Source organism: Anaerococcus groningensis, assembly GCF_046365465.1.
GTDB lineage: Bacteria > Bacillota > Clostridia > Tissierellales > Peptoniphilaceae > Anaerococcus > Anaerococcus groningensis.
On the sequence record NZ_JBGMEG010000002.1, the window covers coordinates 54,538 to 80,052 of the forward strand.

At 30.6% G+C, this 25,515-nt stretch carries 23 protein-coding genes; 6 read left to right on the forward strand and 17 right to left on the reverse strand.

From position 1 onward, the window contains the following. Positions 1-28: 28 nt before the first annotated feature. On the forward strand, positions 29-3,007 hold the full coding sequence (locus AB9Q04_RS01475) for a transglycosylase domain-containing protein (RefSeq protein WP_410023609.1): 2,979 nt from the start codon (positions 29-31) through the stop codon (positions 3,005-3,007). A 99-nt stretch (positions 3,008-3,106) separates the two neighbouring features. Here the strand turns inward: AB9Q04_RS01475 and AB9Q04_RS01480 are convergent, their stop codons facing one another. Continuing rightward, on the reverse strand, positions 3,107-3,406 hold the full coding sequence (locus AB9Q04_RS01480; protein ID WP_410023610.1) for a GlsB/YeaQ/YmgE family stress response membrane protein: 300 nt from the start codon (positions 3,404-3,406) through the stop codon (positions 3,107-3,109). 150 nt (positions 3,407-3,556) lie between these two features. Here AB9Q04_RS01480 and AB9Q04_RS01485 point away from each other — a divergent pair, with 150 nt between their 5' ends. Genes AB9Q04_RS01485 through AB9Q04_RS01495 form a run of 3 tightly spaced genes read left to right on the forward strand, consistent with a single transcriptional unit; the run spans position 3,557 to position 6,960 of the window. Further along, on the forward strand, positions 3,557-4,270 hold the full coding sequence (locus AB9Q04_RS01485; protein ID WP_410023612.1) for a response regulator transcription factor: 714 nt from the start codon (positions 3,557-3,559) through the stop codon (positions 4,268-4,270). Then, positions 4,251-5,573: a sensor histidine kinase gene (locus tag AB9Q04_RS01490; RefSeq protein ID WP_410023613.1), complete on the forward strand. Its 1,323-nt coding sequence runs from the start codon at positions 4,251-4,253 to the stop codon at positions 5,571-5,573. Before AB9Q04_RS01485 ends, AB9Q04_RS01490 begins: the two co-directional genes overlap by 20 nt. A gap of 10 nt (positions 5,574-5,583) precedes the next feature. Further along, positions 5,584-6,960: a peptidase S41 gene (locus tag AB9Q04_RS01495; RefSeq protein ID WP_410023614.1), complete on the forward strand. Its 1,377-nt coding sequence runs from the start codon at positions 5,584-5,586 to the stop codon at positions 6,958-6,960. 78 nt (positions 6,961-7,038) lie between these two features. Here the strand turns inward: AB9Q04_RS01495 and AB9Q04_RS01500 are convergent, their stop codons facing one another. From AB9Q04_RS01500 to AB9Q04_RS01575, 16 genes are all read right to left on the reverse strand, one after another. Next, entirely contained in the window at positions 7,039-8,229 is a 1,191-nt protein-coding gene (locus AB9Q04_RS01500) for a YrzE family protein (protein ID WP_410023615.1), read from the reverse strand. Positions 8,230-8,380: 151 nt separating this feature from the next. Next, positions 8,381-9,301 carry a hypothetical protein gene (locus tag AB9Q04_RS01505; protein WP_410023616.1) on the reverse strand — a complete coding sequence of 307 codons (921 nt, stop codon included), beginning with the start codon at positions 9,299-9,301 and terminating at the stop codon, positions 8,381-8,383. Positions 9,302-9,311: 10 nt separating this feature from the next. Further along, positions 9,312-9,800 carry a macro domain-containing protein gene (locus AB9Q04_RS01510; RefSeq protein ID WP_410023617.1) on the reverse strand — a complete coding sequence of 163 codons (489 nt, stop codon included), beginning with the start codon at positions 9,798-9,800 and terminating at the stop codon, positions 9,312-9,314. After that, positions 9,801-10,217 (reverse strand): hypothetical protein, encoded by a 417-nt coding sequence (locus AB9Q04_RS01515; protein ID WP_410023618.1) that lies wholly within the window; start codon positions 10,215-10,217, stop codon positions 9,801-9,803. Beyond that, positions 10,214-11,230, reverse strand: coding sequence for a transglutaminase domain-containing protein (locus AB9Q04_RS01520; protein ID WP_410023619.1), 1,017 nt, complete (start codon positions 11,228-11,230; stop codon positions 10,214-10,216). Before AB9Q04_RS01520 ends, AB9Q04_RS01515 begins: the two co-directional genes overlap by 4 nt. A gap of 29 nt (positions 11,231-11,259) precedes the next feature. Continuing rightward, positions 11,260-12,258, reverse strand: coding sequence for a sensor histidine kinase (locus AB9Q04_RS01525; protein ID WP_410023620.1), 999 nt, complete (start codon positions 12,256-12,258; stop codon positions 11,260-11,262). Beyond that, positions 12,255-12,926, reverse strand: coding sequence for a response regulator transcription factor (locus tag AB9Q04_RS01530; RefSeq protein ID WP_410023621.1), 672 nt, complete (start codon positions 12,924-12,926; stop codon positions 12,255-12,257). The genes AB9Q04_RS01525 and AB9Q04_RS01530 overlap by 4 nt, the downstream gene beginning before the upstream one ends. A gap of 3 nt (positions 12,927-12,929) precedes the next feature. Further along, on the reverse strand, positions 12,930-14,801 hold the full coding sequence (locus tag AB9Q04_RS01535; protein WP_410023622.1) for an FtsX-like permease family protein: 1,872 nt from the start codon (positions 14,799-14,801) through the stop codon (positions 12,930-12,932). Between the two features lie 9 nt (positions 14,802-14,810). Next, positions 14,811-15,563, reverse strand: coding sequence for an ABC transporter ATP-binding protein (locus tag AB9Q04_RS01540; protein WP_410023623.1), 753 nt, complete (start codon positions 15,561-15,563; stop codon positions 14,811-14,813). 56 nt (positions 15,564-15,619) lie between these two features. Beyond that, complete coding sequence (locus tag AB9Q04_RS01545; RefSeq protein WP_410023624.1) at positions 15,620-16,327, reverse strand: hypothetical protein; 708 nt, start codon at positions 16,325-16,327, stop codon at positions 15,620-15,622. A 69-nt stretch (positions 16,328-16,396) separates the two neighbouring features. After that, the gene (locus AB9Q04_RS01550) at positions 16,397-18,493 is read right to left on the reverse strand and encodes a DEAD/DEAH box helicase (RefSeq protein WP_410023626.1); all 2,097 of its coding nucleotides are present in this window, start codon (positions 18,491-18,493) and stop codon (positions 16,397-16,399) included. Continuing rightward, complete coding sequence (locus AB9Q04_RS01555; RefSeq protein WP_410023627.1) at positions 18,490-19,815, reverse strand: ATP-binding protein; 1,326 nt, start codon at positions 19,813-19,815, stop codon at positions 18,490-18,492. The genes AB9Q04_RS01550 and AB9Q04_RS01555 overlap by 4 nt, the downstream gene beginning before the upstream one ends. After that, positions 19,799-21,550, reverse strand: coding sequence for a tellurite resistance TerB C-terminal domain-containing protein (locus AB9Q04_RS01560; protein ID WP_410023628.1), 1,752 nt, complete (start codon positions 21,548-21,550; stop codon positions 19,799-19,801). The genes AB9Q04_RS01555 and AB9Q04_RS01560 overlap by 17 nt, the downstream gene beginning before the upstream one ends. Positions 21,551-21,637: 87 nt before the next feature. Then, positions 21,638-21,868, reverse strand: coding sequence for a hypothetical protein (locus AB9Q04_RS01565; RefSeq protein ID WP_410023630.1), 231 nt, complete (start codon positions 21,866-21,868; stop codon positions 21,638-21,640). Positions 21,869-21,875: 7 nt separating this feature from the next. Further along, entirely contained in the window at positions 21,876-22,109 is a 234-nt protein-coding gene (locus tag AB9Q04_RS01570) for a hypothetical protein (protein ID WP_410023632.1), read from the reverse strand. Between the two features lie 8 nt (positions 22,110-22,117). Beyond that, the gene (locus tag AB9Q04_RS01575) at positions 22,118-22,969 is read right to left on the reverse strand and encodes a fructosamine kinase family protein (RefSeq protein WP_410023634.1); all 852 of its coding nucleotides are present in this window, start codon (positions 22,967-22,969) and stop codon (positions 22,118-22,120) included. A gap of 136 nt (positions 22,970-23,105) precedes the next feature. On the opposite strand from AB9Q04_RS01575, the gene AB9Q04_RS01580 reads away from it, so the two are divergent. Beyond that, positions 23,106-25,067, forward strand: a complete 1,962-nt coding sequence (locus tag AB9Q04_RS01580; RefSeq protein ID WP_410023635.1) for a bifunctional metallophosphatase/5'-nucleotidase — start codon at positions 23,106-23,108, stop codon at positions 25,065-25,067. A 161-nt stretch (positions 25,068-25,228) separates the two neighbouring features. Further along, positions 25,229-25,483 (forward strand): hypothetical protein, encoded by a 255-nt coding sequence (locus AB9Q04_RS01585; protein WP_410023636.1) that lies wholly within the window; start codon positions 25,229-25,231, stop codon positions 25,481-25,483. Positions 25,484-25,515: the final 32 nt, after the last annotated feature.

Sequence of the window (25,515 nt, forward strand, 5' to 3'; positions counted from 1 at the left end):
TTAATTTTTAAAATTTTTAGGAGGAATAATGGTTAAAAAAATCACCTCTGTAGTATTAAAACTTATTCTCATAGTGTTTTTAATATTAATGTCTGTTGGTGTAGTTTTTGCAGGCTTAAGCGGCGGTGCAATACTAGAAGTAATGAAAACAGCACCAGAAATAGATGCTAATATTATAAAGTATGAGATGAGTCAAAACTCTACTATAGTTGATGAAGACGGAAATGAAGTAGACTCTATTGCTACTAAAGAATATAGAGAAATAGTAGATTATGATCAGATACCTGCTCATTTAAAACAAGCCTTTGTAGCTGTTGAAGATGAAAGATTTTATAAGCACCCAGGTCTTGACCCTCAATCAATTATTGGATCAGCAATAGAAAACTTTAAGGCTGGTGGCATAGTACGTGGTGGTTCTACCATAACCCAGCAATTGGCCCGTAATACTTATCTTGATAATGACCAAACTTATGAAAGAAAGATTAGAGAAATCTACCTTGCCCTAGAAATAGAAAAAAACTTAAGCAAGGATGAAATTTTAGGTGCTTATTTAAATCGTGTTTTTATGGGGCAAAACTCTTATGGAGTCCAAGCTGCTGCAAAAACTTATTTTGATAAAGATGTATCTGAATTAAATCTTGCCCAATGTGCAGCTCTAGCAGGGATTGTCCAATCCCCATCTGATAACTCTTTATATAAGGCGATAAAAATTAGTGAAGTAACTGACCAAAGAGTTTTAGGTGAGTTTACTATAGAAGGGGAAAGATACGCTGCAGTATTTAACCCAGCTCCTTTTGAAAGAGAAATGTATGTCCTAGATAAGATGTTAGAACGTGGCTACATTTCTAAAAAAGAATATGAGGATGCCAAAAACTTTGATGTAGCTTCATCAATTGTACCAGCAGAACGTACTAATACAGAAATTGCAAGTTACTTTAACTCTTTACTTGAAAAACAAGTTGTAGATAAGCTTATGCAAATTTATAACATGAGCGAAAACCAAGCTTGGGATAGGCTTTACTATGGAGGTCTTAGAATAACTACAACCATAGATCCAGATATGCAAAAACAACTGGAGAGTATTTACTCAGACTTTTCTTCATATCTTATGGGTGATACTTCTGGATGGTCAAGTGCACCTTTACTTGATTTAAGATATGATGATTATGGAAATATCATAAATAGTGACGGGAATTTAATATATTATAGCAAGGCTAATATATTAAATGAAAATAATGATATAAGACTTAGAAACGATGAGGCTTGGTTTGATGAGGATGGAAATATTGTTTTATCAACTAATAAAGCCTATCTAGATCAGACTAATTTGATGTTTAGAGATTACTATTCGTTAGATGAAACAAATAAAAACCTTAGAACCCATAAGACTGGTTTTATATCATTTAAAACTAATGATGATATAAGATTAAATGATGATAAAAATATAGTAATCTCAAAAAAATATCTAGAAAGTAATCCAGAACTATTTACCTATTATGATGATGAAACTTTTTCTATAAATAAAGATTTTTATGATATTGACCTAAACGGAGTTATTCAACCGCAAGCATCTACAGTAGTTATGGATCAAGAAAATGGACATATAAAAGCAATTATGGGTGGCCGTGACCAATCTGGTGTAAGAATCTTAGATAGAGCATCTGCTATTCCTCGCCAACCTGGTTCATCTATAAAACCAATTGCAACCTATACTCCAGCCCTAGATAATGGATTTAACCTTGCAACTGGAGTTGATGATGTCCCACTTATAATGAATGAAGATGACCAACCGTGGCCAAAAAACGTATACGATTACTATGAAGGTGTAGTCCCTGTTAGAAAGGCGATCGAAAGATCTATAAATACTATTGCAGTTCGTACCTTAAATGAAGTAGGTATACCAACAAGTATGGATTACCTTAAAAACTTTGGAATTATAAAAGAAGATGGTAATGATAACTTTGTGACTGAAGCTGAAAATGCCAAAACAAATGATGAGAACTTAGCTGCCCTTGGGGTTGGAGCTATGACTCATGGTTTAACTAACCTTGAAATGACAGCAGCTTATGCAGCCCTTGCAAATAAGGGTGAGTACAATGAGCCACTTACATTTTCAAAAATTGAAGATTCTACAGGTAAAGTTTTATTTGATAGTGAAAATGTTATAAAACACCAAGTAACTAGCGAAGAAACTGCCTACCAAATCACCTCTGCTCTACAATCAACAGGACAAAGTTATGGAAATATTTATGTAAATGGAAATGACTTTGCAACAAAAACAGGTACTACAGATGATTATGTAGACTTTTGGTGTGTTGGATATACTCCATATTATACAGTTGGTATTTGGATGGGATCTGATGATCAAAGTATAAGAATGAATGGTACTTCTATCCAAAGAGCAGCGTTGATGTGGAATACTATAAACAATCAAATCCTAGAAGGTTATGAACCAAGAACTTTTGAAAGGCCAGAATCGATTGTAGAAATGGAAGTAGATACTATGAGTGGTAAGCTACCTACAGAACTATCCTACATGGACCCTCGTGGTACAGTAACTACAGAAATATTTGGTCCAAAAAATAAACCAACTAAGGAGGATGATATTCATACCCTAGTTTCAATAGATACTAGAAATAATCTCCTAGCCTCAGATGTTACACCTAGTTGGGCTATAGCTCAGGTTTCTTATTTAAAACCAAAAAGTAACTATGATCCAAAAGAGTTTAATGATATATATCCGCGAGACTGGCAATATAGAGCGCCTACCCAATATTCAGACCTTATCTATGTTGCTCCTTTACCAGATTATAATTCTGGTATTGATAATGAGGATAAGGATGAGGAAGATGAAAACACAGATAATGAAAATACTGAAAATGAAGGTACAGATGAAGATTCTAACCCAGACCAAACTCCTAGCCGTAATAATCAAAATAGACCTAGGCAGGGTCCTTCCGATCAACCAGTAATCCAATATGAAAATACTGGACCTAATAATAGATAAAAAAGTTCAAGCTGATGCATAGGTCAGCTTGAACTTTTTTAATTTAATTAATTTTAAGCAAAAAAATTAGGGCCTAAGCCCTAACTTGTTTTTTATATATTATTTTCTTGGTCTTGTTGTACGGTTGGTTTTATTATTATTTTTTGTAATAAGACCAATAATCCATAATAGTAAGCATGCACCAATTACTGCCCATATAATTTGAACAAATGTATTTGGAGTTGATCCATTTAAGAAAAATGCATTGTATATCCATCCTCCTATTAGAGAACCAACAATACCTACAATAATATTAGCAAGAGATCCCATTTGTGCATCTTTTCCCATTATCATACTTGCAATCCATCCTGCAAGAGCACCTAGGATAAGTGTCATTATTAATCCTTGTGTTGAAAACATATTTACTCCTCTCAAAATTTTAAATAAAACTGTAATAAAACATAAATTATTACAGTATATATATGCCCAGTTTTAATAAATTTAAACAAAAACCTATACTTCATCCATAAAATTTAGCTCTTGTGGTATAATATTTTTGAGGTGAAGGCCATGAATGATATTACAATTTTGATAATAGAAGATGAACAAAAAATTTCAACAATAATGAAATCCTACTTTGAAAAAGAGGGATACACAGTTTTTCAAGCCTTTGATGGTGAAGAAGGACTAAATGTTTTTAATAGAGAAAATATAGATTTAGTTATCCTTGACTTGATGCTACCAAAAATGGCTGGTGAAGAAATTATAAAAGAAATCAGAAACCAATCTGAAGTTCCAGTCATAATGGTATCTGCGAAAGTTGAAGAGGATAACAGAGTTGATGGACTTAGACTTGGTGCAGATGATTATGTAACCAAACCATTTTCTCCAAAAGAACTTGTAGAAAGAGTTAAAGCTATTCTAAGACGTATTGAAAAATATAATATCCCACGTGCAGATATTATAAAAACTAGCGATGGAAGACTAGAAATGGATCTTGAATATAATAGGATATTTAAGGATAGTAAGGAAATCTTACTTACTAAAAATGAATTTCAAATACTTAAAACTCTTTTTACAAATCCAAACAAAATATACTCCAGAGATGAGATTATAGAACAAACTTTTGGCTATGACTATGATGCCTATGATAGGGCTATAGATACTCATATCAAAAATATCCGTTCAAAAATTGAGGATAATCCTAAAAAACCTATGTATATAAAAACCATATACGGTATGGGTTACAAATCAGGCGGGATAGATGATTACATTAAAGAGTAAAATAATCAGAAACTTTACCGCAGGCATTCTTTCCTGCGTTTTAGTTTTTTCAATTTTAGTCACTTTATTAGTTACATCAAGCTACACAGAACTAATAAAAGATAATGCAGACTCCCGCCCTCACCAAGTTGCTACTTGGTTTAAAAAGTTTAACAACGACCCAGCATTTACAAAAAAAGACATGCAAGATGGATTAGATAATCTTGCTAAAAACTTAGAAGTTGATATATATTTTGAAAACCAAAACGGTACTATTTCCTATCCTGCCTATGGGAGAAATAAAAACTCTCCCCTTCAAAAAAACGAGCAAGTCTTTTCAGTTTACAATATTAATAGAAATAGGAGATCTGGAACTCTACATATAGTCTATAATGCAGATTCGGAACCTGTAAAAAAATTACAAAAAGACTTCTCTAGGGCCATTGTTTATTCCCTTAGCATTTCTTTAGTAATAGGAATTATAATATCTTTGATACTTTCAGAAAATATTTCTGAACCTATTATGATAATAAGTGATGAGACTATAAAATTAAAAGATGGCAACTACCAAGTAGATGATAGGATAACAGATATTAAAGAAATAGAAACTTTGCAGACAAATATAAATTACCTTTCTAACAACTTAAAAAAACAAGAAGAAATTAGAAAGCAATATGCCCAAGACATTTCCCATGAGCTACGTACTCCCCTAACTAATTTGCAGTTATATATAGAAGCTATAAAAGATGGGGTCATAGAGCCTGAGGAAAATACTATGGCTATACTCTTAGAAGATGTAAATAGACTAGAAGGGCTAATTGAAGGACTTAAGAAAACCTTTGATGAAAATGTCGAGTACTTAGAACTTAACAAAGAAGAGTTCAATGTTTCTGAACTTACTGAAAATATTATCCAAAGCTTTAGGGCCAATGCTGAATACAATAATATAAATGTAAATACCTACATCCAAGAAGACATTATTTTTTATTCTGACTATGACAAATATAGTCAAATCCTTCAAAATTTAATTTCAAATGCTATAAAAGCTATTGGTAAAAATGGTGAGATAGATGTTTATCTAACTGCAGATAAAGAAGAAATAAAATTAAGTATAACAGATGATGGAGTAGGTATAGCAGATGATAAGATTGATCGCATATTTGACAGATTTTATAGGATAGAAGATGCAAGAAACACCAAAGAAAACGGTCATGGATTAGGGCTATCTATAACCAAAAACTTTGTAGATGCCCTTGGTGGAAAGATAAGTGTAGATTCTAAATTAAATGTAGGAACTACATTCATGCTTACATTTATTAGATAAGGTTATAATTATGGCAAGAAGAAATTCCAGTAACTCTAAAAGATCTAATAAGTCTAGGAGTACTACTAGAAATACAAACAAAAAACACAGCTCAACAAGCAGAAAAAGAACCCAGCAAAAAAGATTAAGGATGCAAAAAAAATACAGGAGAAGGCGCATAGGTCTTGCTATCATAGCCTTTCTTATATTAGCATTTTTAATAAATATTATATCCCATGCCTTTAATAGGTATAAGATCATGGGCTACCCTTCATTTCGTGAAGAAGTTTTAGAAGATATGGGCGAAAGTGTCTTTGTAGCATCATCTGAGGGTAGAAGCTTATCAACAGCAGAAAAAGTAACAGATTTTGATGAACTTTATAAGGTCATACAAAGAAATTATGCAGTAGACAGCCTAAATATAGATGATTTTAATGAATTTATAAGTAAATATAACGACTACCGAAAAAAAGTCTATACTTCAAAAACCGACCAAGAATATTTTAAACTCATCGACCAATACCTTGATGTTTTAAATGATAACAGAACCTTTATACTAAATAAAGAAACTTATGATAACTTGTTTGAATACTATAGAAAATCAAATGACAAGTTAACAAAATCTATCTTAGAAAATCCCCAAGCTGTAAATAGGTACAAAAGACTTATTACAGCTAGTAATACTAGCAAACCATCCATGGATGCTACTATAGAGCGTGAGGGTGTATTAAGAATAAGTTTAGAAGACTTTAAACCAAATGAATTTGAAAAAGACCTTGAAACTATAGTAGACATATTTATGAACAATCCCCCTATTACTACAATCATCCTAGACTTATCAAATAATAATTCTATAGATGATGTTTATAAAAATAAGTTGCTAGAAATCCTAATTAATGATAACTACGAAGAAAGCAACCTATTATTTTATAGGGGTGATCTAGCAGCACAAACTCTAGCATCCATAAAAGAAAATCCTAACAGTTATTATAAAACTGCAAATGTAAAGAATATAGCAAAAAAATTTGGTCAAGAGCTTGAAAAAATAGATTTAGATGATTATATGTTCTATGATGAAGTAAATCTTAATATTACAAAAAATCCTGATTTTTCAAATAGGAATATATATGTACTAACTAATATGGATACAGCCAATGAAGCTATAAAACTTGCTGATATCTTACAAAAAAATGGGGCTTATATTGTAAAAAATGCTTTTGAAAACTCTCCTACCTCTAAAGATGTAATTTATAATTTTAAACCAAACTTACATGTCTTAGAACATTCTGGTTTAGTTTTAAGTTTAAATGGGTCCTATAGTAAAGATGAAGAAAATTTATCCATAGCATATGATGAGAAAATAAATTCAAAAGACCCAATAAAATCTATCCTGCAAATGATAGATTAAAATAACTAGCAAATTGCTAGTTATTTTTTTATACAAAAAAACCAGCAAGACTATAAAGTCTTACCGGTTTAAAAGTTATTATCTAATTGTATCTTTTCTTACAAGATCAGTAGATTTTTCTTCACCTAGTTTACCACCCCAAGCTGATAGAGCTAGAGCTGCTAGTAAACCAAGGAATGTAATTACAGAACCTGCTGAAAGTTTATTTGAAGCTTCTTCTGCACCTTCTCTTGCACCTGCAACAGTTTCATCAACTGTTCTTTGTGCTTGGTTAGAAAGTTGTTGTACTTTTACTGATGCGTCATCAAGAGTTTCTTGTGCTTGTTTGTTAGCTTCTTGTAAACCATTATAGATGTTATCTGTTACTTCTTCAGCTTCTGCTGGAGTTAGATCAGAGTTTGCCGCTACAGCATTTGCAATTGCATCTCTATCTGCTGAGTCAGCAATAGTTTGTGCTCTTTCAGCAAGGTCACTTGCTACTCTGTCAATTTCATCTTGTGCTGTATCTGGATTAATAGCTACATTTTTAACTGCTTGTGCAATTTCATTTTTAGATTCTTCTAATTGATTGTTTAGGTAGTCTGGTTGTAATTCTGGTATATCAGTATCTGATAGATATTTTTCAATATCACTTTGAAGCTCTTCATTATCAATGTTTGCACCACCAATAGCATTACCAGCTGCTTCAAATCCTGAACCAATAGCATCATTTGTTGCTGTTATTGCAGAACCTGCTACATTACCAATACCACCTGCCACATTACCAGCAACATTTGCTGCGGTACCTAGTACTGAAGAAATTGTATTTAGTACTAAAGTTAGTAATAATAAAAGTGATAGAGCCCAAGTAATAGCTCCGTGTAATAGACCAGATTTTCTTGCGGAATAACCTGCAATGTATCCACCTGCTAAGAATGATAGGATAAGTGTAATTGCTGTCCAAATACCTGTTCCTACTCCAACTCCATCTAGTGGATGAGCATTAGTTGGTGAGAATAAACCAAATCCTAAAGCTGCTGTAATTAAGCTTAGTGTTGCAAAACATGCTGCTGCTGTTACCGCACCTGCGATGATTGAACCCCAAGATAGGTTAGTACCTGCTGGAAGTACACTAGTTGCTTGTTCGTAAACTGGTACTCCTTCTCTACGTCTTTCTACTCTTTCGCCTCTGCGTGGCGCTCTGCCTGCTTGACGATTATTTGATCTTTCAACAGTTGGTTCTGTTTCAAAAGCATCAACTTTTGGATCATTATTTTTTCTATCTGTCATAATTCCTCCTTTTTAAAATATAATAACAAATAAAACAGTGTTCTGTTACTTAATTATATTACCCTATTTTTTGTAAATTTAAACTTTTAACAAATAATTAATTGTAACTTTTATAAATCGATTATGTTTTTTAATAATTTAAATAATATACTTATAATTTCTCTGTTTTATACATATGGGCTCTTTCTATCTCTGCTACCATATCCCTACCTGCTACCATTTTCTGGATATTTTTAACATCTAAAATTATTACATCATGGTTTAATAATTCTTTTTTACTAAATTCATCTAAAAAAGCAGTATTAATAATCAATATTGGTACTATACCTTCTAGAAGATTTTCATACTGGTTTATAAGTTTTCCTATGAAATGCTTATCAACTGTTTTTTCATACTCATAATTTTTTATATCAATAGCATATTTTTTATTAGATTTTTTCGCAAAAAGTTCAAAATCATGGCTTCTTTGGTATTTTTCTTGGTAGGGTTCTATAAAATATCCTGTATTTTTAAAAGCCTGAGTAATTAATTGCTGAGAATTGTAGTCAAATTGAATTTTTCTTAGGGCATCTAAGAGTTTATTGGGATTTAATTTAAAAAATCCCCTATATTCAATTTCATTATCATACCTTTGAATATCAAAGCCAACCACCACATCATCGATTACATTAAAATTGCCATGGGCTATGGCATTTCGAATATGCCTTAAAAGGGCCATAGTTTTTGTTTCCTCTGTAGCTAGAGTCATAATTATTTTTGGGCAATGGGTACAAATTTCGTTTAGGAATGGTTTTATAACTTCTTGGTCTATTGTTTCAGTAAATAAAACATCTTCGTCCTTTAATCCCATAGCCTTCATTATCTCTATAAATATAAAATCATCGTACTGGGGATTTAGTAAAAGTTCATTTTTTTCTGATTGCTCAGATTTTATATTTGGTACATACCAGAGTAAATAATAAATTGCCTCTCTTAACTCCTTACTAAGGTTAATGGGAATATTCTGGTGTCTTATTTTATATTTTGTTTTATTCTTGCAAGTATCATAGGTAAATTTATCAGTTAATTGCATGGTTAAATCCTCATTTAATTTTCGCTAATAATTCCTCATCAAGAATAGTTAGGTAAATATCCATTTGATTATTGCTTAAAAAATCTTCTATGATATTTTGTGCAATAGCTAGGGCTTCACTTTTAGGATAGCCATATATTCCAGCTGATATAAGCGGAAAGGCTAAGGACTGTAGTTCATATTCCTTAGCTAACTTTAATGAATTCTTATAAGACTTTGCTAATAATTCTTCCGATTTTTTTGGATTTGCTGGATTATAAACAGGACCAGCTGTGTGGATGATATATCTTGTTTTTAGGTCAAATCCATCTGTTATAACAGCCTCTCCTGTTGGTATTGGAGCAAGTTTATTACACGCTTCTTCTAATTTTTCTGCTCCTGCTGCTTTAAAGATAGCCCCACATACTCCTCCACCCCTTTGTAGAGAAGTATTTGCAGCATTTACTATAGCATCTACATCTAGTTTTGTTATATCTTTATTGATAATTTCAAAGCTCATCTAGGCCTCCACTAAAATTTTATTATCCCATTTTATTTCTAGGTCCCCACAATAGTGAATATCAATAAAGCAATCAAAGCTACTCTCTCCTTTTGTTGCTATACCATAAAAATGAACTAGACCAAAACCATAAGCTTCCTCAAGGATTGTAAAATTATATTGGTTAAATTCTGCCAGAGTTATACTTTGAACTTTCTCATCTGATATTAATTTTATTCTAATTGGATAATCATCATTTGTTTTTATATCGATTAAATCATTTACAATAACTAAAGGATTATCTAGTATGTAATCATCCTTTGCAGATATTAAAACCGCTTGGCTCAGTTTAATAAGAGCTTTGCTACCTTCTACACTAAAATCAATTATATTCATATCATGCAAAGAAAGCACTTCACTATATGGATTTACAATCATCTTATATACTCCTCTATGTCATTAAAAAATCCGCTTACGTAATAGTCGGTAAATTCAACTTTTGACCTGTCAAAATAATAAAAATAATAAGGTCTACCATTGGCTACCATGCCTGTAACATCTACATAAGACCAATTATCATTTAATTTTACAAAATTCCATTGGTGCTCCCCAGAATATCCTTCAGGTCTTACTTTTTCCTTGGTATTTCCTGTTATAGAATAAGAAGGTATGCCAACTCTTTGGCAAAGAATAGCAAAACTTTGAGCAAAACCAGAACATTGGGATAGACCCTTTACTAAAGCTCCATACATATTATTTTCAATTATATTATCTGGATTTGAATCAAATTGATATTCATTATTTTCTGCAAGCCATTGGGCAAAGTAATAAGCCTTGTCATAGTCTGTTTCATAATTTTCATTAGCATAATCTACTAAGACTTTTAGTTGATTTTCTACTTGCTCTGCCTCTTCATCTGTCATATATGTTTTGGTATTTTCTTCTATTTGGTATCTTGGAACAATCTTAAAAGTCTCCTCATCAAACCAATAATTTGCATATATATAAGGCTCCATTTTTCCCTTCGAATAGTAGGGACTTAATAAAAATAGAGTGCTAACAAAGTCCATCTTATCATCAAAGTCATTAGAAAGTTTTACCTTAGGATCCTGAAGGGCCTCTGTTATAATGCGACTAACATAAAACAACTGATTTTCCTCATCATAAAACTCCATCATGCGCACTCCATATTTATCCTGAGTCTCTAAATCTTTAAACCTATCTTTTAATAAAAACCCAGGCTTTACTATTTCATAGTCCAAAGACCTAGGCTCAAAAGATGGTTGTTTTAATACAGGGCTTTTGGGTTTAATTTTTTCAAGTGAAATATTACTCTCATCAACCACATCTTCTTTTTTTGTATTAGTAATGGGCGGGACTCCACCCTCTTTAGCCTTATTGCTACATCCAGTAAATATCAATAAGGCTAATATATAAATTAATTTTTTCATTAAACTTCCTTATAATTTTCTAATCTTTATCATTCCTCCATTTTACCATAAAAAAATATTCCTACAGAAAACTCTCCATCTTTGTTGCTAATTACCTGGATGTCTATACCTAGGTCTCTGGCATATTTTTTTGCTAAATATAGACCAAGACCTGAAGAAGAATTATTTTTTGTAGATCTTCCAGTAAATCCCTTTTCAAAGATAAAAGGTAAATCTTTTTGATAAATTTTACTTCCATTGTTTATAACTTCTAAAAAAGGTCTACCACTAAGATTTGTCTTTAGAATAATTTCATCTTTGGTGTATTTTATAGCATTATTGATAATTTGTGAGATGATAAATTTTATAGTATAAAAATCAGTAAAAATTTCAAAGCTTTCCATATAATCTTTAATCTTAACTTGCTTTTCTGAGATAATAGGATAATAATCAGTTAAAGCCTCATAGACAACATCGATAAGCTCTATCTTTTCTAAATTATAATCAATTTTTGAGGTATTGGACCTTGCAAAATAAAGCATCAAATCTAAATCTGATTTTATAACTTGGCTAGAGTATAAAATTTTATCATATACCCCATCTTCAATTTGTTGAGGGTAATTTTCTAGCACTAATTCAATAGTCGCTAGCGGAATTTTTACATCATGAACCCATTTCTCTATTACATCTTTATACGAATGTAAATCAGATCTTTGAGCTTCTAGTTTTATACATTGTGACTTATTTTTATTAAAGTAGCTATAGACAATTCTTTTATAGTCTAATCCTATTTCCTTTACTAACTTATCTACAGCATCATAAGTTGTATTATCTATAAAATTTTTCAATAATTTTTTTATTTTTTTCTGCCTATTGATTTCTATCCATAAAATTAATGCTAGCGATAGTAATAGAGAAATAATAATGATGGCTAGTACCTTGCTTACTAATTCTCCAATTAGCAAGTAATTTAAAAATATAAACAATAAATGAATAAGAGTTATTAAAACTAAGCTTGCTATAGTATTTTTTAGGAAACTATACTTCATATGACCTCTGCATCTATTCTATAACCTATTGATCTTTCACTTTTTATAAAATTGCTAACTCCTATTGAACTTAACTTTTTCCTTAGTCTATTTATATTAACATGTAATATATTTTCATCGATATACTGGGTATTCCATGCTGCAACTAATAATTCATCTTTGGTTAAAGTATTAGGATATGCTTGCATCAAACTTCTTAATAAATCTCCTTCAATTTGAGTTAAAATTATAAATGAGTCTTTATAGCTAAGTTTATTGGTTGATGTTTCTAGGCTAAGATCTTTAATTTTTATTTCATCCGAAAACTTCTCATAAATATTTAAAATCTTTTTACTTCTAGCTATTAGTCTAGCTCCAGAAATTGGTTTGGTTAAAAATTCATCTGCTCCTAAATCAAATGACCTAAGCTCATCAGATATATCATCCCTACTTGTCAAAATAAGTACTGGTACCGAAATCTTATCCTTTATATTTAAAAGAATTTCATATCCAGATACCCTTGGCAGATTTATATCAAGAATTATCAAGTCATATTTTTTTAAAGAAAAATAATCTATATCCTCCTCAAAATTATTAAAGATATTGGATTGAAATCCATTATAGTCAAGCAATTTCTTTATTTCATTAGCTAAGAGTTTATCATCTTCTATTATAAAAATTTTTTTCATTTTTTACTCCAAATTGCTTATAAATATATTAATAAAGACTTTTACAAATAAGTGAATAAACACGCTTAGCAATAGTGGAGTGATAAATAATATAGCTATAAAAAAAGGATTATCATTAGATAAAACTCCACCTATCCTTATTGTAAATACAATTATAGTGTAAATAACACTTAATATTATTAATATTAGGTACTTAAAACTTAAATTTAGAAATTGATTAATAATATTTTTAATATCTATATTGCTTGCGCCTAAATCTTGTATTATAGTTTTAGAATCATAATTATCTGTTAGAATATTTAAAAACTTCATACTTAAAAAGCAAGCTCCCATAAATAAGAGAACAAAAGAAAAATATACCATCATATATAAATAACCCAATATTTCCGAATATTTAACTTTAATCATCCAAACTAAGCTTTCAAATCTTACTTCTCTATTAAAAAATTCATCTCTTAAAGATTCAGACACCTTATCATAACCATATTTTTGAATATAGTAATCGTTTAAATCTAAATTATAGGCATAAGAGTCATTAATTTTTATGAGCTTATTATACATTCTATCATTTATTACATAGACACCACCCTTTTCTATGTTATTATTGGCAAAAATAAATTCTGAGTTATCAATATCTTTTACTTTAAATATTTCTCCACTTATAGCTATACTAATATTATTTCTTTTGACATGCTCACTAAGCTTATTATTCAAATTATTTTTATTCTCAATTAAGTATATTGTCTCTGTATCACTTATTTTTTTGCTACTATCTTTAAATATATTTTTATAAGAACTGTAATTCATCACTTTTTTGTCCTTATCTAAAAAATAATACCTATCTTTAGCTAATCTAGAAATCGAGTTAGTAAAATCTGCATCATCAATATTATCAACCGAAACTAGATTTATAGGGTAAGTTTTACTAACAAACTTTGAAAATACATCTACTTTCTTTAAGCCATTTACTTGATCAGGTGTCATAAAAATAGTAAAGTCAGGTCTTAAATCTTTGTCAGTCTTATAATTTTTAAACTGATTTATGCTATGTAGGAGTAAAATATTTGAAATAATTACTAGTAATATAATAACTCCTAGAGATAGCCTTTCTTTAGCGAAAAAATCATTGGCTAAAGCTCTTACTATTACATTATATTTTTTTGTTTTTCTTAATATTTTACTAAGTACCCACAATGTAGTTATAATAAATCCTAGAATAATAATTACAAATAAAACCAATTGATTATAATATGGATATTTTTTATAGAAAAATACTAAAACGAAAGTGGCTATTATAAAAATAAATTTAGTTTTTATTCCATTTTTCTTATCTTTTTCTAAAGGATAGTCCTTAGTAAGAGACATTGTTCCTAGTAAATCTGAAATTAGAAGAAATATTAATAAAATTAGTGAAGAAATTACTAATAATCTAAGTGAAATAACAAAATTATGGTTATTTAAATCTAAATTAAAAAAGCTTATAGTGGCTAGATTAAATGATTCCATCAAAAATAAAGCTAAAGGTAACCCTAAAAGTATGGATATAAACATCTCTTCTAGTGAAATTTTAAATAGTATATAAAACAAATTTTTTCTATTTAAACCTAGACTAAGTAATGTTTTATAATCTTTTAGCTGTTTTCGCTTATTAAAATTTAGAAAATTTAATATTATTAATCCTAGCAGGACGGATATAATTAAGAAAATATCTCTTATTACTGATCGAAGGCCTTCTTGGTCTGTATCATATATGTTGTAGAATATATCTGTATTTACTACATTTAATAGATTAAATAAAAGAATAAATGCTATGGTTAAGATTATTATATTTATTTCTTTATCTATATTTAGTGTTTTGTATAATATCTTTTTCATTTTCAAATCTTATCTTACAAGCTGCTTACTAGCCAAACTAATTCTTTTTTCAAATTCAGCCCTAGATTCTATTTCATTTTTACTTATTTCATTAAAAATCTTTCCATTTTTCAATAAAATTATACGATCACAAAAACTAGCTACATATTTATCATGACTAGCGATTATTATTGAAGTGTTAAACTCTTTATTTACTTTATCAAAAACTTCCATAATTTTTTCTGTACTCCTATAGTCAAGATCAGATGTTGGTTCATCTGCAAGTAAAAGTTTAGGGCTAATAGCTAAGGCTCTTATAGCAGCCACTTTTTGCTGCTGACCACCAGATAATTGGCCAGGATATTTATCTAAAGATTCGTAAACTCCTAATTCTTTAGCAAGATTTTTAATTTTTTTACTATCTTCTTCCTTATTATGCAGGGCAAATGGTACTAATATGTTTTCATATGAAGTTAAATTTGCTATTAACCTATATTCTTGAAAAATATATGTAACTAAATTTCCTCTATAATCTTCTATTTCTTTTCTAGAGAATTGAGTTAAATCCTTTCCCTCAAAGATTATTTCACCACTAGTCGGCCTTGTATTTGATGAAATTAAATTTAACAGGCTAGTCTTACCCGAGCCACTTGCGCCCATAATGCCCAAAAACTCTCCTTCTAATAAATCAAAGCTTATATCATTTACTGCAACTAAACTTTCCTTGCCAGTACCAAATGTTTTATTCAAATACTTTGTTTCAATAATACGTTTAAATTCCATTAAATTCTCCAGCTTTATTATATCACTATATAAAAAAGTAAACTGCAAGTTGCAGTTTACTTTATATCTTCTATGGTTTCTACTTTTGTCATCGAGTCTATTTTTGCTAGATAGTAATTATAAATATCCTCTACATCATTTTTTGATTCGATAAGGGTAGTTGTTACATTTCCCTGGCTATTTTCTAGATATGATGATATAAAATCTCCATTTTCATCATAGATTTCATAACCATAGTTTAAATCATCATCAATGATAGACTTATAACCACCATCTATTTTTTCTATCTTCCTATTTGATTCTCCTAGGGCTTTTATCACTTCTTTCTCTCCATAAGTTAGATCGTTATCTCTTGTAATACTTGAAGGATAGTTAGAAGTTCTTTTTTCACCATAATAGATATTTTTTCCTATATCTAACCAATATAATTGATTATCCTTATTAATAAAAATATTGCCTCCATTTTGCCAGATTTTACCATCAATTGTAATATTTTTACTAGTATCAAATCCTTGAATTTGTGTATAGTTTATAGAGTTGTCTAAAGATTTAACTTGATAGTAATTTACTCTAGGCTGGTCTTTTTTATTAAGTAATTTTTCTGTAAATTCAGACTTAACTAAATCCGAGCTATTTTTTAGATCTTCTATCTTAGCCCTAGATGTTTCATTTTCTTTACTATAATAATCCTTATCAAATCCTGTAACTAATCCTAAACCTGCAATTATAATCCCCACAGCTACTATTAATTTTATTTTTTTCATAATATCCTCCTTTGCTATCTTTAGGATACTATGGTTTATCAAAAAGTTTAATTACAATCTATGTAAGATTTATACATTTATTTCTAAATATTCATAGGCACTTGCTATATCTAAATAATTATTTATAACATATTGAGCCCTTAAGTCTTCTGGCACTAAAATCATATATTTATTTGCTGCAAGGTATGCATCTAATAAAGTCTTTTCTTTTAATAAAAATTTAAATATTTGATTTTCATTTACTGGATTTATCCTTGCTTGTTCAAAAATTTCTGGAGTATTAGGTCCACATACCATGCTATCTACTTCTGATATAAAATAAGAGGTAGACTTACTAATAATATTAAACATAATTGCTAGAGTTCTGTTTACTTTTGTTCCTTCAAAGGTCATCAGTCCTATATAATCATCCTCAATACTAAAAGGATATTGGTAGTCCTTTAGAGCATCATGAAGCTCATAAATATATTTATCAGATTCTTCATCAAATTCAAATTCGTCTGGGTTATCAATTATATATCTCATGCGATGTCTGATGATTGGACTTATATCCACATCTCCAGCTGATAAAAACTTTGGAGGCGCACCTTCATTTGCAGCAGAAACTCTTATTTTTTTGCTACTTCTATAGATCTTATCAATTTTCCATACTTGACCTGCAAGAAAAATATTAGCCTCTTCTTGTACTTCTGGGCGAATTTCTATCTCCCCTATTTTCCCTGACTCATTATAAACTGTGAAGGCTTGGGCGGTTAAAAATTGGTTATAAAACCTCCCCATATACATGAGTTTATCTAGGTTTAATCCTGTAATTACCTCATTTTCTAATATTTCTATATATCCTTCACTAGCCATATAATCGGTTATTTCTTCAAATTCTTCATCAGTTATATCAGCAAATGTGGCTAGTGTTTTATTTAAAAATAAATATTCATCAATTGTTAGACCATAATTTTCTAAAAGTGTAGATAAAACTTGGTGGGCAAAGACATCATAAGCTTTAGCTGTTGCTTCGATTTTATCTAAAATACCCTCTTCAAATAAAGAAATAGCTGCCATTGATTGGAGAGCATCATAAACTCCAGTATTTATTTGATGAAGAATTGAATTGTGAGTTTTCCTACCACTACGTCCTAGTCTTTGGGCTAAGGATAAAACTGTATGAGCAGCCCCGAATTGTACAACTGAATGTACTGATCCTATATCTATTCCAAGCTCCAAAGTTGATGTAGCAACTATAACGTAGTTTTCATTTTTTGCTTCTTTTGCAAATTCTTCAATTTCTTTTCTACGCAACTTACTAACTGAAGAATGGTGGGCAAATATTTTTATATCTTCATTCTTTTCCTTATATATATTTGCAAGTTTTACGGCAATTAGCTCAACCTTTTCCCTGGAATTTGGAAAAATAAGCATGGGTCCTTCTAGGGAATAATCGTGCATGTAATTTACATATTCATCTGATAATTCACTAGGTTCTGGCATATCAAAGGTATAGGTAAAGTCATTTTGGCTTTTATCTAACAAGATATTTGTATCACGGCCATTATTAAAAAATCTTTTTGCTAGGTCATAATTTTTATCACCAATTGTCGCAGATAGTCCCATCATACGGGGTGGTTCATAAGTAAATCTAAGCATACGATCTAGCAAAGATTTTAATTGTAAGCCGCGATTTCCCGATAAAAAGCTATGGATTTCATCAACTATTATGTACTCTAAATCTTCAAATAATATTTTTGCAACTTCTGGCTTACCGGATAGCAAAGCCTCGATAGATTCTGGAGTAATTAATAAAATTCCCTTTGGGCTTTCTATTAAATTATCTTTTTTTGCTTTACTAGCCTCCCCATGCCAGGAGGTAATTGGTATATTCATATCAAAACACATATCGTTTATGCGTTTAAATTGATCGTTGATAAGGGCTATGAGGGGCGAAATATATAAAATTTTCACTCCTTTATCCCAATTTTTAACCTTACTAATGGCAGGCAAAAAAGCAGCTTCAGTCTTACCCGATGCTGTAGCTGCTGATAAAATTAAATTATTATCTGTAGAAAAAAATGCCTTTATAGATGCATTTTGAATTTTAGTAAGAGTAGGCCAGCCCTTTTCGTGGATATAAAATCTAAGTTCTCTATTTAATAAATCAAAGGAATTTGTCATATTATCTCTATCTCATCATCCATATCTTCAGGGTCTTTACTTATCGCCAGGATATCTTTAAAGCGATCACTTATGATATCGATTATCTCCTCATCTGGATTTTGTCTTTTTAAATCTAGGATTTCTATAAAATCTTTTATAACTGCACGGGGAGTTAAAAATTCATCTGCTCCTGGCCTATTTAATTGCCCTTCCATATAGGTAATTATTTCTGGCTCAGCTATTTCGATGGATTCTTTGTAATGGACATTATAAACATTTACTAAATTTTCTAAAAGGGTATAAATTTCCTCATTGGAAAGTGGTTTTAAGCCTAGAACTGTACGATTTGTATTTACTAGTTTATTATCCATACTATCTTCACTGCCAAGTCTACCCTTTAGTGCTCCATAGGAAGATAAGCCACGGTTCTCATCAAAAATAGTCTTTCGGGTGGCACCAAAATTTATAAATAAACCCTTAGCTATATTTGATTTTGCTTCATTGTAAATATTTAAAATACGTTCATAATTTCTTTCGCGAGTTACAGATTGAGGAATTTTATAAAGATTTACAGCCTCATCAAAGTTAACTACAAATCCACTATAACCAATACCTAAAAATAGTTCACTCATATTTTTTAAAGCATCAAACCAGTTATCATCATTTATAATTTGATTGATAGCTAGCACTTTTTTCGATTCAGTTTTGGTAGTAATATCTCCCCTTAACCACCTAATAGCATTGGTTTTTAATAGTCTATTGTCATTTATAAAACCCTCATAAAATTTAACAAGGGCCTGCCCAAACTCAAAGGATAGGCCTACTGCAGAAAAATCACCTAGGATATTTAAAATCTCATTTGTTACTTCTTTTTGGTAGCTACCTTCCAAAATTTCAGAAACATCCACATCTAGGCTAGCAGCAACTTTTGTAAAAATTTGATTTAGCCATTCTTCTATAATAGAACTTAGCACATTTCCATTTTTTATAGTTTTTGTTTTTATATTATCTATTATTTCTGTATAAAGAGCTACAGCTTTTCTATCTGTAGCATAAAATCTCCTAGATGGATTAAGGTCTAAGGTAGAAACCACAAAGTTTTTTTGTAGGGCAAGCTGCTCAATTGTTGCAAGCATAAAACTTTTTCCAGATCCAAAGTCCCCTACCCAAAATCGGATATCGCTCTGTCCATCAGCTACAATATCTAAAATTTTTATAACTTCTTCTACTTCTCTATTTCTACCAACTAAAAGGTGTTGAACACCCATATTTGGCACCACTCCACCTTCAAGAGACCTTATAATAATTGCCGCTTCTTTGGGGTTAATTCGTACTGCCATCTACATACTCCTTTATCATATCTACATAAAATTCATCTATAATTACTCTGTCATCTTCTACTACTAGGCTCTGATCTCCTATATAGTCAAATAAGGATTCATTTATATTTCCTATAAAAGTATTTAAAGTAAGACAATCTTTTTTTGCCAAGTCTTGGACTTCACCAACAGAAATAAAGCCATGGTTTAAAATTTTAACCAATACATCATTATAGGAAATTTCTTCTTCATTTTCTAAATCTTCTTTAATTTCTTTTATAGGTTTAATGACTTCTTCTTCATCGAAAAATTCATTTACAAGACTTACAGTTTTATCCAAGTTTTTTCTAGAAATATCAATTTTTTTATTATCTACCTTAATTTTTTTAGGGGCAATATTTTTAAGAGTCCTAATTTCTTCAATTAAATCTAAGTTTAATTCATTTTCTTTTATAAGTTTCAAAAATTGGTCGAAATTTGCCTTATTGATAATTTCAAATAAATACTTGTCATGACTTTTTTTATTTATATTATTTCTATATAAGTAGTATAAAGCAATTATCTTCTCATCCTCGTACCAAGACTTAACAAGTTCATTTAATATTTTTTCAAAATTTTCATGGTTTTTATAGTCTTTTATAAGTTTTATCTCATCTTTTATATCAAGATATATAAGATAATTTATAAAATCTTGGGTTTTTTTTGGATTTTTATCAAAATAATCTCGGTAAATATTATCTAATAAATCAAAGTCTAAATTTTTCAGATAAAGCTCTTGGTAGTCACTTACAAAGTTATAGATATCGATATTGGTTTCTTCTTTTAATAAGTCAGTAGCCTTTTGTGTCGATATCCGTCCATAAAAACTAATGACTTCTCTAATATTTTTCTCACTTATAATTAAAATAGCATCTAAGATATCTTTTGATTGCTGGTAGGGCTTTAATATCCTAGTTAGCCTTTTAGTTTCTATTTCTTTTGAGTCAAATAAGGCTCTTAGAGTAGATAAGTATAAGTCCATCAGTAGTTTGTAAACTTTTTTGTTTTTCCATAAGACATTGGAGCGCTTAGAAATTTGATCAATTGCTAGCTGTTCTTCTTTAGTAAAATTATATTTCTCTCTAAAAGACCCATCTGGATCCCACCATAAGGAAACTTTATTATTATCTGTAAGCTTAAAATATTCCTTAGTTTCCTTATCTGCAGGTTTTAATTCATTTTTTAATTCTTGAGCCCTATCTTCTAGTAATTTCCTAGCTTCTACTCCTACATAATCTTCGATTATTTTATATGACTTTTCCGCTGATTTTCTTGAAAGAGGATTATAAAAGTTTAAAACCTGAGTTTCTGCTATTAGATAGATAGTATAGTATAAGTCAAAATTTACCGTTTCGCGTCTTAGCTTTGATACATGTCTGGCAACAGTTGTTCCTTGGTTATTTAAATAAATTTCAAGGATCTCACAAAGCCTTGCATACATTTTTAGGGCAGCCACATTTAATTGGTTAACTCTCATAGCCTTGGACTTATAATGACGGTCAAGTTTTAAAATCCAATACCTATAGTCTTTTACTATTGGTTGATCATTATTTATTCGCGGAGGGATTTTTTCTTCCTTTTCATGGCTTATATCAATTACTCCCCTTATATCACCTGCTTCAATTTTTCTTTTAAAGGTCTGCTTTTCGCCTACTTGGAGCTTAGAAATATCAGCTGCTATATTATCAATCATTTTCTTTATATCTTCATATTTCATATAAGCCCCCTTAGTTAATCTTCCAATCATTATACCTTGCCAAGGATTTTTTTGCTTAAAAAAACGCTAGTTTCCTAGCGCTCTCATTTATAAACCAAATTTTCTAGCAATGGCTACTGATTCATGGTAGTAAGATTTTGCTACACCATCACTATTAGCCAAGATATATTCATCTACTAAAAAGTTACTTTCATCGTCATTGTCTTTTATTCTATATACTTCGTATCCCTCGTAGTCACCTAGGTAAGATATTTCACTATCTTCTTCAAATTCCTTTATAGCAAACTCTAGGGCTTGGTCATAGTATTTATTTTCCATATTTCTCCTAAGATATACTAAAAAAATGTACTATTTCATAATCTTCATCACTATCAGCAAGACGGACACCATCTTCATCTACTAGAGCAAAAGCTCCTACCCCATCTGTATCTTCATCAGTATTTATTTCATAGCAATCGTAGCTTTCCCACTCACCTATATAATTTATATCAGTATAACCATCATATTCACTTTGTACAAATTCCAATACTTTTTCTTTACTTTTTTCTATTAATGTCATAATTAACCTCAATATCCTAGTATATTCTCCATAGTCATATTTACAGATGATTCATACATATTTCCAAATTTAACTAAGTGAACCATATATAGATAAAGCCTATAAAACTCTAAACGCAGTCTAAAGTTATCTTCTAGAGGATAAATTTGGTTGTATCTGTTATAAAATTCATCTGTAAATCCACCAAAAACAGTTGTAATACCGATATCAAATTCCCTATCTCCATAAAATGGACTTGGGTCGAATAAGGCCGGTGTTCCATCTTTTAAAAACATGTAATTACCACCCCATAAATCTCCGTGTAGTAAAGATGGTTCTGATTTATGCTTATCTAATTCTTCTTTCATAATGGCATACACTTTTTGATATTTTTCATAATCATAAGCAGTCAATAAGTCCATATCCATTAATTGCTTAGCAAGAACTGACATCCTTTGGTCTAGAAAAACTTCAGACCAAGTATCACTCCATTCATTTGAAAATGTAGTTTGTGAACCCCTATGCTTATAGTCGAAGCCAAATTTAGAGTTAGGACTTTTATACTGGTGAAGTTTTGCTACTGTTTTTGCAAGTTCACTTTGAGATCCACGGCTACCCTCATCTAGAAATGATAATAATAAATAAGCATCTCCATCAACAAATCCATGATCAATTACCCTAGGTCCAGTTACTCCAATTTTTTCAAAAAGTTTAAGGCCCTCTATTTCACCATCATAAAAACTATCATCACAATTTTCTTGGACTAGCATGTAATAAATCTCATTGTTAGAATATATTTTGTAGGCATCATTAACGTCTCCACCACGCGCTGCCCTTATATCTGTAACTTCTATTGGTAATTTTTCTATAAATTTTTCCATAATAAACCACCTCTATAAACTACTTTTACCCTTACTTATATTTTACAAACGGCTTTAAATATAAAATATTTTTTACAAAAATAATTTTTAATTTAGTATATGATATAATAAAGAAAATTACACTAAAGGGGGAAATATGTTTACCAACAAAAAAGTAAAACCTATATTTTCTGCTGCATTAAGTTTAGCACTTCTTGCATCAGGAGCAGTTGTATCAGGCAATGAGGCCTACGCTGCAAATCTAAATGAAAGCCAAAAGTCTCAATTAGAAGCATCTTATTTTTCAAATAATGTTTCAAATAAAGCTAGTAGAATGCTTTTAGAAGAATTTCCAAATCTAGCTAACGGATCAGAATCTCAATTAAAAAAATTAGTAAGTGAATCAGATGCTGTTTTGGCAAAATCAAAATCAGTAGTAGAAAAATTACATCCAGAACGTACAAAAGAAAGTGACCAAATCAAAAAACTTGACGCTTCAGTATTCGATAACAAGGTAAAACAAGAATCAGTATTTCTTTTATTTGAACTAACACCAAATAAAATTGAATCTAGCAAGGATAAATTTATAAATATAGTAAATGATTCTATAAAATTACAAGCAAAATCAGAATATACTCTTAACAAACTTCGTGGTTACAAAACTATCTCTGTAGTTCACGTAAATGATACTCACGGTAGAGTTGAAGAAAATGAAAAAAATGGAGAACTAGGTTTTGCTAAACTAAAAACATATTACGATAATAAAAATGTAGCTAATAATGCTCTCCTCCTTAATGCTGGGGATGTTGTTCATGGTACAACATTTGCAACTATTTCAAGTGGGGATAGCGTAGTAAATGTAATGAATCAAATGGGTTTTGATGCTATGACTGCAGGAAACCACGACTTTAACTATGGCTACCAAAGATTAATTGAACTTAACGAAAAAGCAAATTTCCCAATATTTGCAGCAAATGTAGTAAACGAAGAAGGCAACAACATCCTAGATGCTGATAGCATTATCGATGTTGATGGAGTAAAAGTAGGGTTATTTGGCCTTGCAACTGAGGAAACTAAAACCAAATCATCACCAGCAAATACTAAAGGTCTTACATTTGTAAACTCTATAGAAACTGCCAAAAATGAAGTAGCAAATCTTAAAAACCAAGGTGCGCAAGTAATAATTTGTATATCTCACTTAGGAGAAGATAAAGAAAGTGTAGAAACATCTACTATGATTGCAGAAAATGTAGAAGGCATTGATTTAATTGTTGATGGTCACTCACACACAGAACTTCAAAACGGTAGATATGTTGGCAATACTTTAATAGCTCAAGCAAAAGCACACGGATACTTCATAGGTGATGTAACTCTGCTACTTGATAAAAATAATAAAGTTGTAGCTAAAAATGCTAGCCTAAAACCATATAGCAGAATGAAATACCTACACGCAAACAAAGATACCCTAGATCAAATAGAAGCAGTGACTAATGAAAATAAAAAAGTACTTGACCAAAAAGTAGGAGAAACAAAGGTAGACCTAATCGGTGCACGTGATATGGTAAGAACTAGTGAAACAAACCTTGGTGATTTTGTAACAGATGCCATGATAAAAGCAACTGGTGCAGATGTAGCAATCACAAACGGTGGTGGTATTAGAGAATCAATTGCAGCTGGAAACATTACTAAAGGCGATGTTCTAACAGTATTCCCATTCACAAACTTTGCAGTAACTCTCGAGGTAAAGGGTTCAGTGATTAAAGACGCATTAGAACACGGGCTTTCAGAAGCTCCAAACTCAGCAGGTAAGTTCCCACAAATTGGTGGTATGGTAGTAAAATATGATGCAACAAAACCAGCTGGGCAAAGAGTATCAGAAATTACCATTAAAGGGGAAGCATATGACCCTGAAAAAACCTACACCTTAGTTACTAATGATTTTATGGCCATAGGTGGAGATGGATATGAAATGCTTAAAGACCAAACAAAGCTTGCTGAATACGAACTAATTTCAGAAATATTTGAAAACGCAATAAGAGAAGCTGGAACAATAAATCCAGAATCTGACAGCAGACTAACAAATGTTAGTACAGAGGCAAGTACTAATAAATCTGCTTAAATATGAAAATTACTCCTACGAGAAGTAGGAGTTTTTTTATATTTATTGTGAAGCATAGCTTGAAACTTAAGTTTATATGTGAAATATAACTATATTTGACAAAGAGTGGTCATGAGACTATAATAAGCCGTGTTAAAGTAATTAACACAAAGGAGAGTATTATGAATAAAAAATTATTAGCATTAGCATTAGCAGGAACATTCGCATTTGCAGGATGTGGAAACAATGCTGAAAAAACAGAAGAAGCTGACACTACAGAAACAACAGTTGAAGAACCAGCTGTAGAAGAAACTACAACAGAAGTAGAAGAAAACGCTGATGACGCTGCTAAAGAAACAGAAGAAAACGCTGAAGATGCAGCAGATGATGCAGCTACAGAAGTAGAAGAAGACGCTACAGAAAATACAGGAAACTAATTAAAAAATCAGAACTACCAGCTTAGCTGGTA

Bases quoted from the DNA above. Each gene is read 5' to 3' on its own strand.
- AB9Q04_RS01475 (WP_410023609.1), top strand. From the start codon at position 29: ATGGTTAAAAAAATCACCTCTGTAGTATTAAAACTTATTCTCATAGTG.
- AB9Q04_RS01480 (WP_410023610.1), bottom strand. From the start codon at position 3,406: ATGTTTTCAACACAAGGATTAATAATGACACTTATCCTAGGTGCTCTT.
- AB9Q04_RS01485 (WP_410023612.1), top strand. From the start codon at position 3,557: ATGAATGATATTACAATTTTGATAATAGAAGATGAACAAAAAATTTCA.
- AB9Q04_RS01490 (WP_410023613.1), top strand. From the start codon at position 4,251: ATGATTACATTAAAGAGTAAAATAATCAGAAACTTTACCGCAGGCATT.
- AB9Q04_RS01495 (WP_410023614.1), top strand. From the start codon at position 5,584: ATGGCAAGAAGAAATTCCAGTAACTCTAAAAGATCTAATAAGTCTAGG.
- AB9Q04_RS01500 (WP_410023615.1), bottom strand. From the start codon at position 8,229: ATGACAGATAGAAAAAATAATGATCCAAAAGTTGATGCTTTTGAAACA.
- AB9Q04_RS01505 (WP_410023616.1), bottom strand. From the start codon at position 9,301: ATGCAATTAACTGATAAATTTACCTATGATACTTGCAAGAATAAAACA.
- AB9Q04_RS01510 (WP_410023617.1), bottom strand. From the start codon at position 9,800: ATGAGCTTTGAAATTATCAATAAAGATATAACAAAACTAGATGTAGAT.
- AB9Q04_RS01515 (WP_410023618.1), bottom strand. From the start codon at position 10,217: ATGATTGTAAATCCATATAGTGAAGTGCTTTCTTTGCATGATATGAAT.
- AB9Q04_RS01520 (WP_410023619.1), bottom strand. From the start codon at position 11,230: ATGAAAAAATTAATTTATATATTAGCCTTATTGATATTTACTGGATGT.
- AB9Q04_RS01525 (WP_410023620.1), bottom strand. From the start codon at position 12,258: ATGAAGTATAGTTTCCTAAAAAATACTATAGCAAGCTTAGTTTTAATA.
- AB9Q04_RS01530 (WP_410023621.1), bottom strand. From the start codon at position 12,926: ATGAAAAAAATTTTTATAATAGAAGATGATAAACTCTTAGCTAATGAA.
- AB9Q04_RS01535 (WP_410023622.1), bottom strand. From the start codon at position 14,801: ATGAAAAAGATATTATACAAAACACTAAATATAGATAAAGAAATAAAT.
- AB9Q04_RS01540 (WP_410023623.1), bottom strand. From the start codon at position 15,563: ATGGAATTTAAACGTATTATTGAAACAAAGTATTTGAATAAAACATTT.
- AB9Q04_RS01545 (WP_410023624.1), bottom strand. From the start codon at position 16,327: ATGAAAAAAATAAAATTAATAGTAGCTGTGGGGATTATAATTGCAGGT.
- AB9Q04_RS01550 (WP_410023626.1), bottom strand. From the start codon at position 18,493: ATGACAAATTCCTTTGATTTATTAAATAGAGAACTTAGATTTTATATC.
- AB9Q04_RS01555 (WP_410023627.1), bottom strand. From the start codon at position 19,815: ATGGCAGTACGAATTAACCCCAAAGAAGCGGCAATTATTATAAGGTCT.
- AB9Q04_RS01560 (WP_410023628.1), bottom strand. From the start codon at position 21,550: ATGAAATATGAAGATATAAAGAAAATGATTGATAATATAGCAGCTGAT.
- AB9Q04_RS01565 (WP_410023630.1), bottom strand. From the start codon at position 21,868: ATGGAAAATAAATACTATGACCAAGCCCTAGAGTTTGCTATAAAGGAA.
- AB9Q04_RS01570 (WP_410023632.1), bottom strand. From the start codon at position 22,109: ATGACATTAATAGAAAAAAGTAAAGAAAAAGTATTGGAATTTGTACAA.
- AB9Q04_RS01575 (WP_410023634.1), bottom strand. From the start codon at position 22,969: ATGGAAAAATTTATAGAAAAATTACCAATAGAAGTTACAGATATAAGG.
- AB9Q04_RS01580 (WP_410023635.1), top strand. From the start codon at position 23,106: ATGTTTACCAACAAAAAAGTAAAACCTATATTTTCTGCTGCATTAAGT.
- AB9Q04_RS01585 (WP_410023636.1), top strand. From the start codon at position 25,229: ATGAATAAAAAATTATTAGCATTAGCATTAGCAGGAACATTCGCATTT.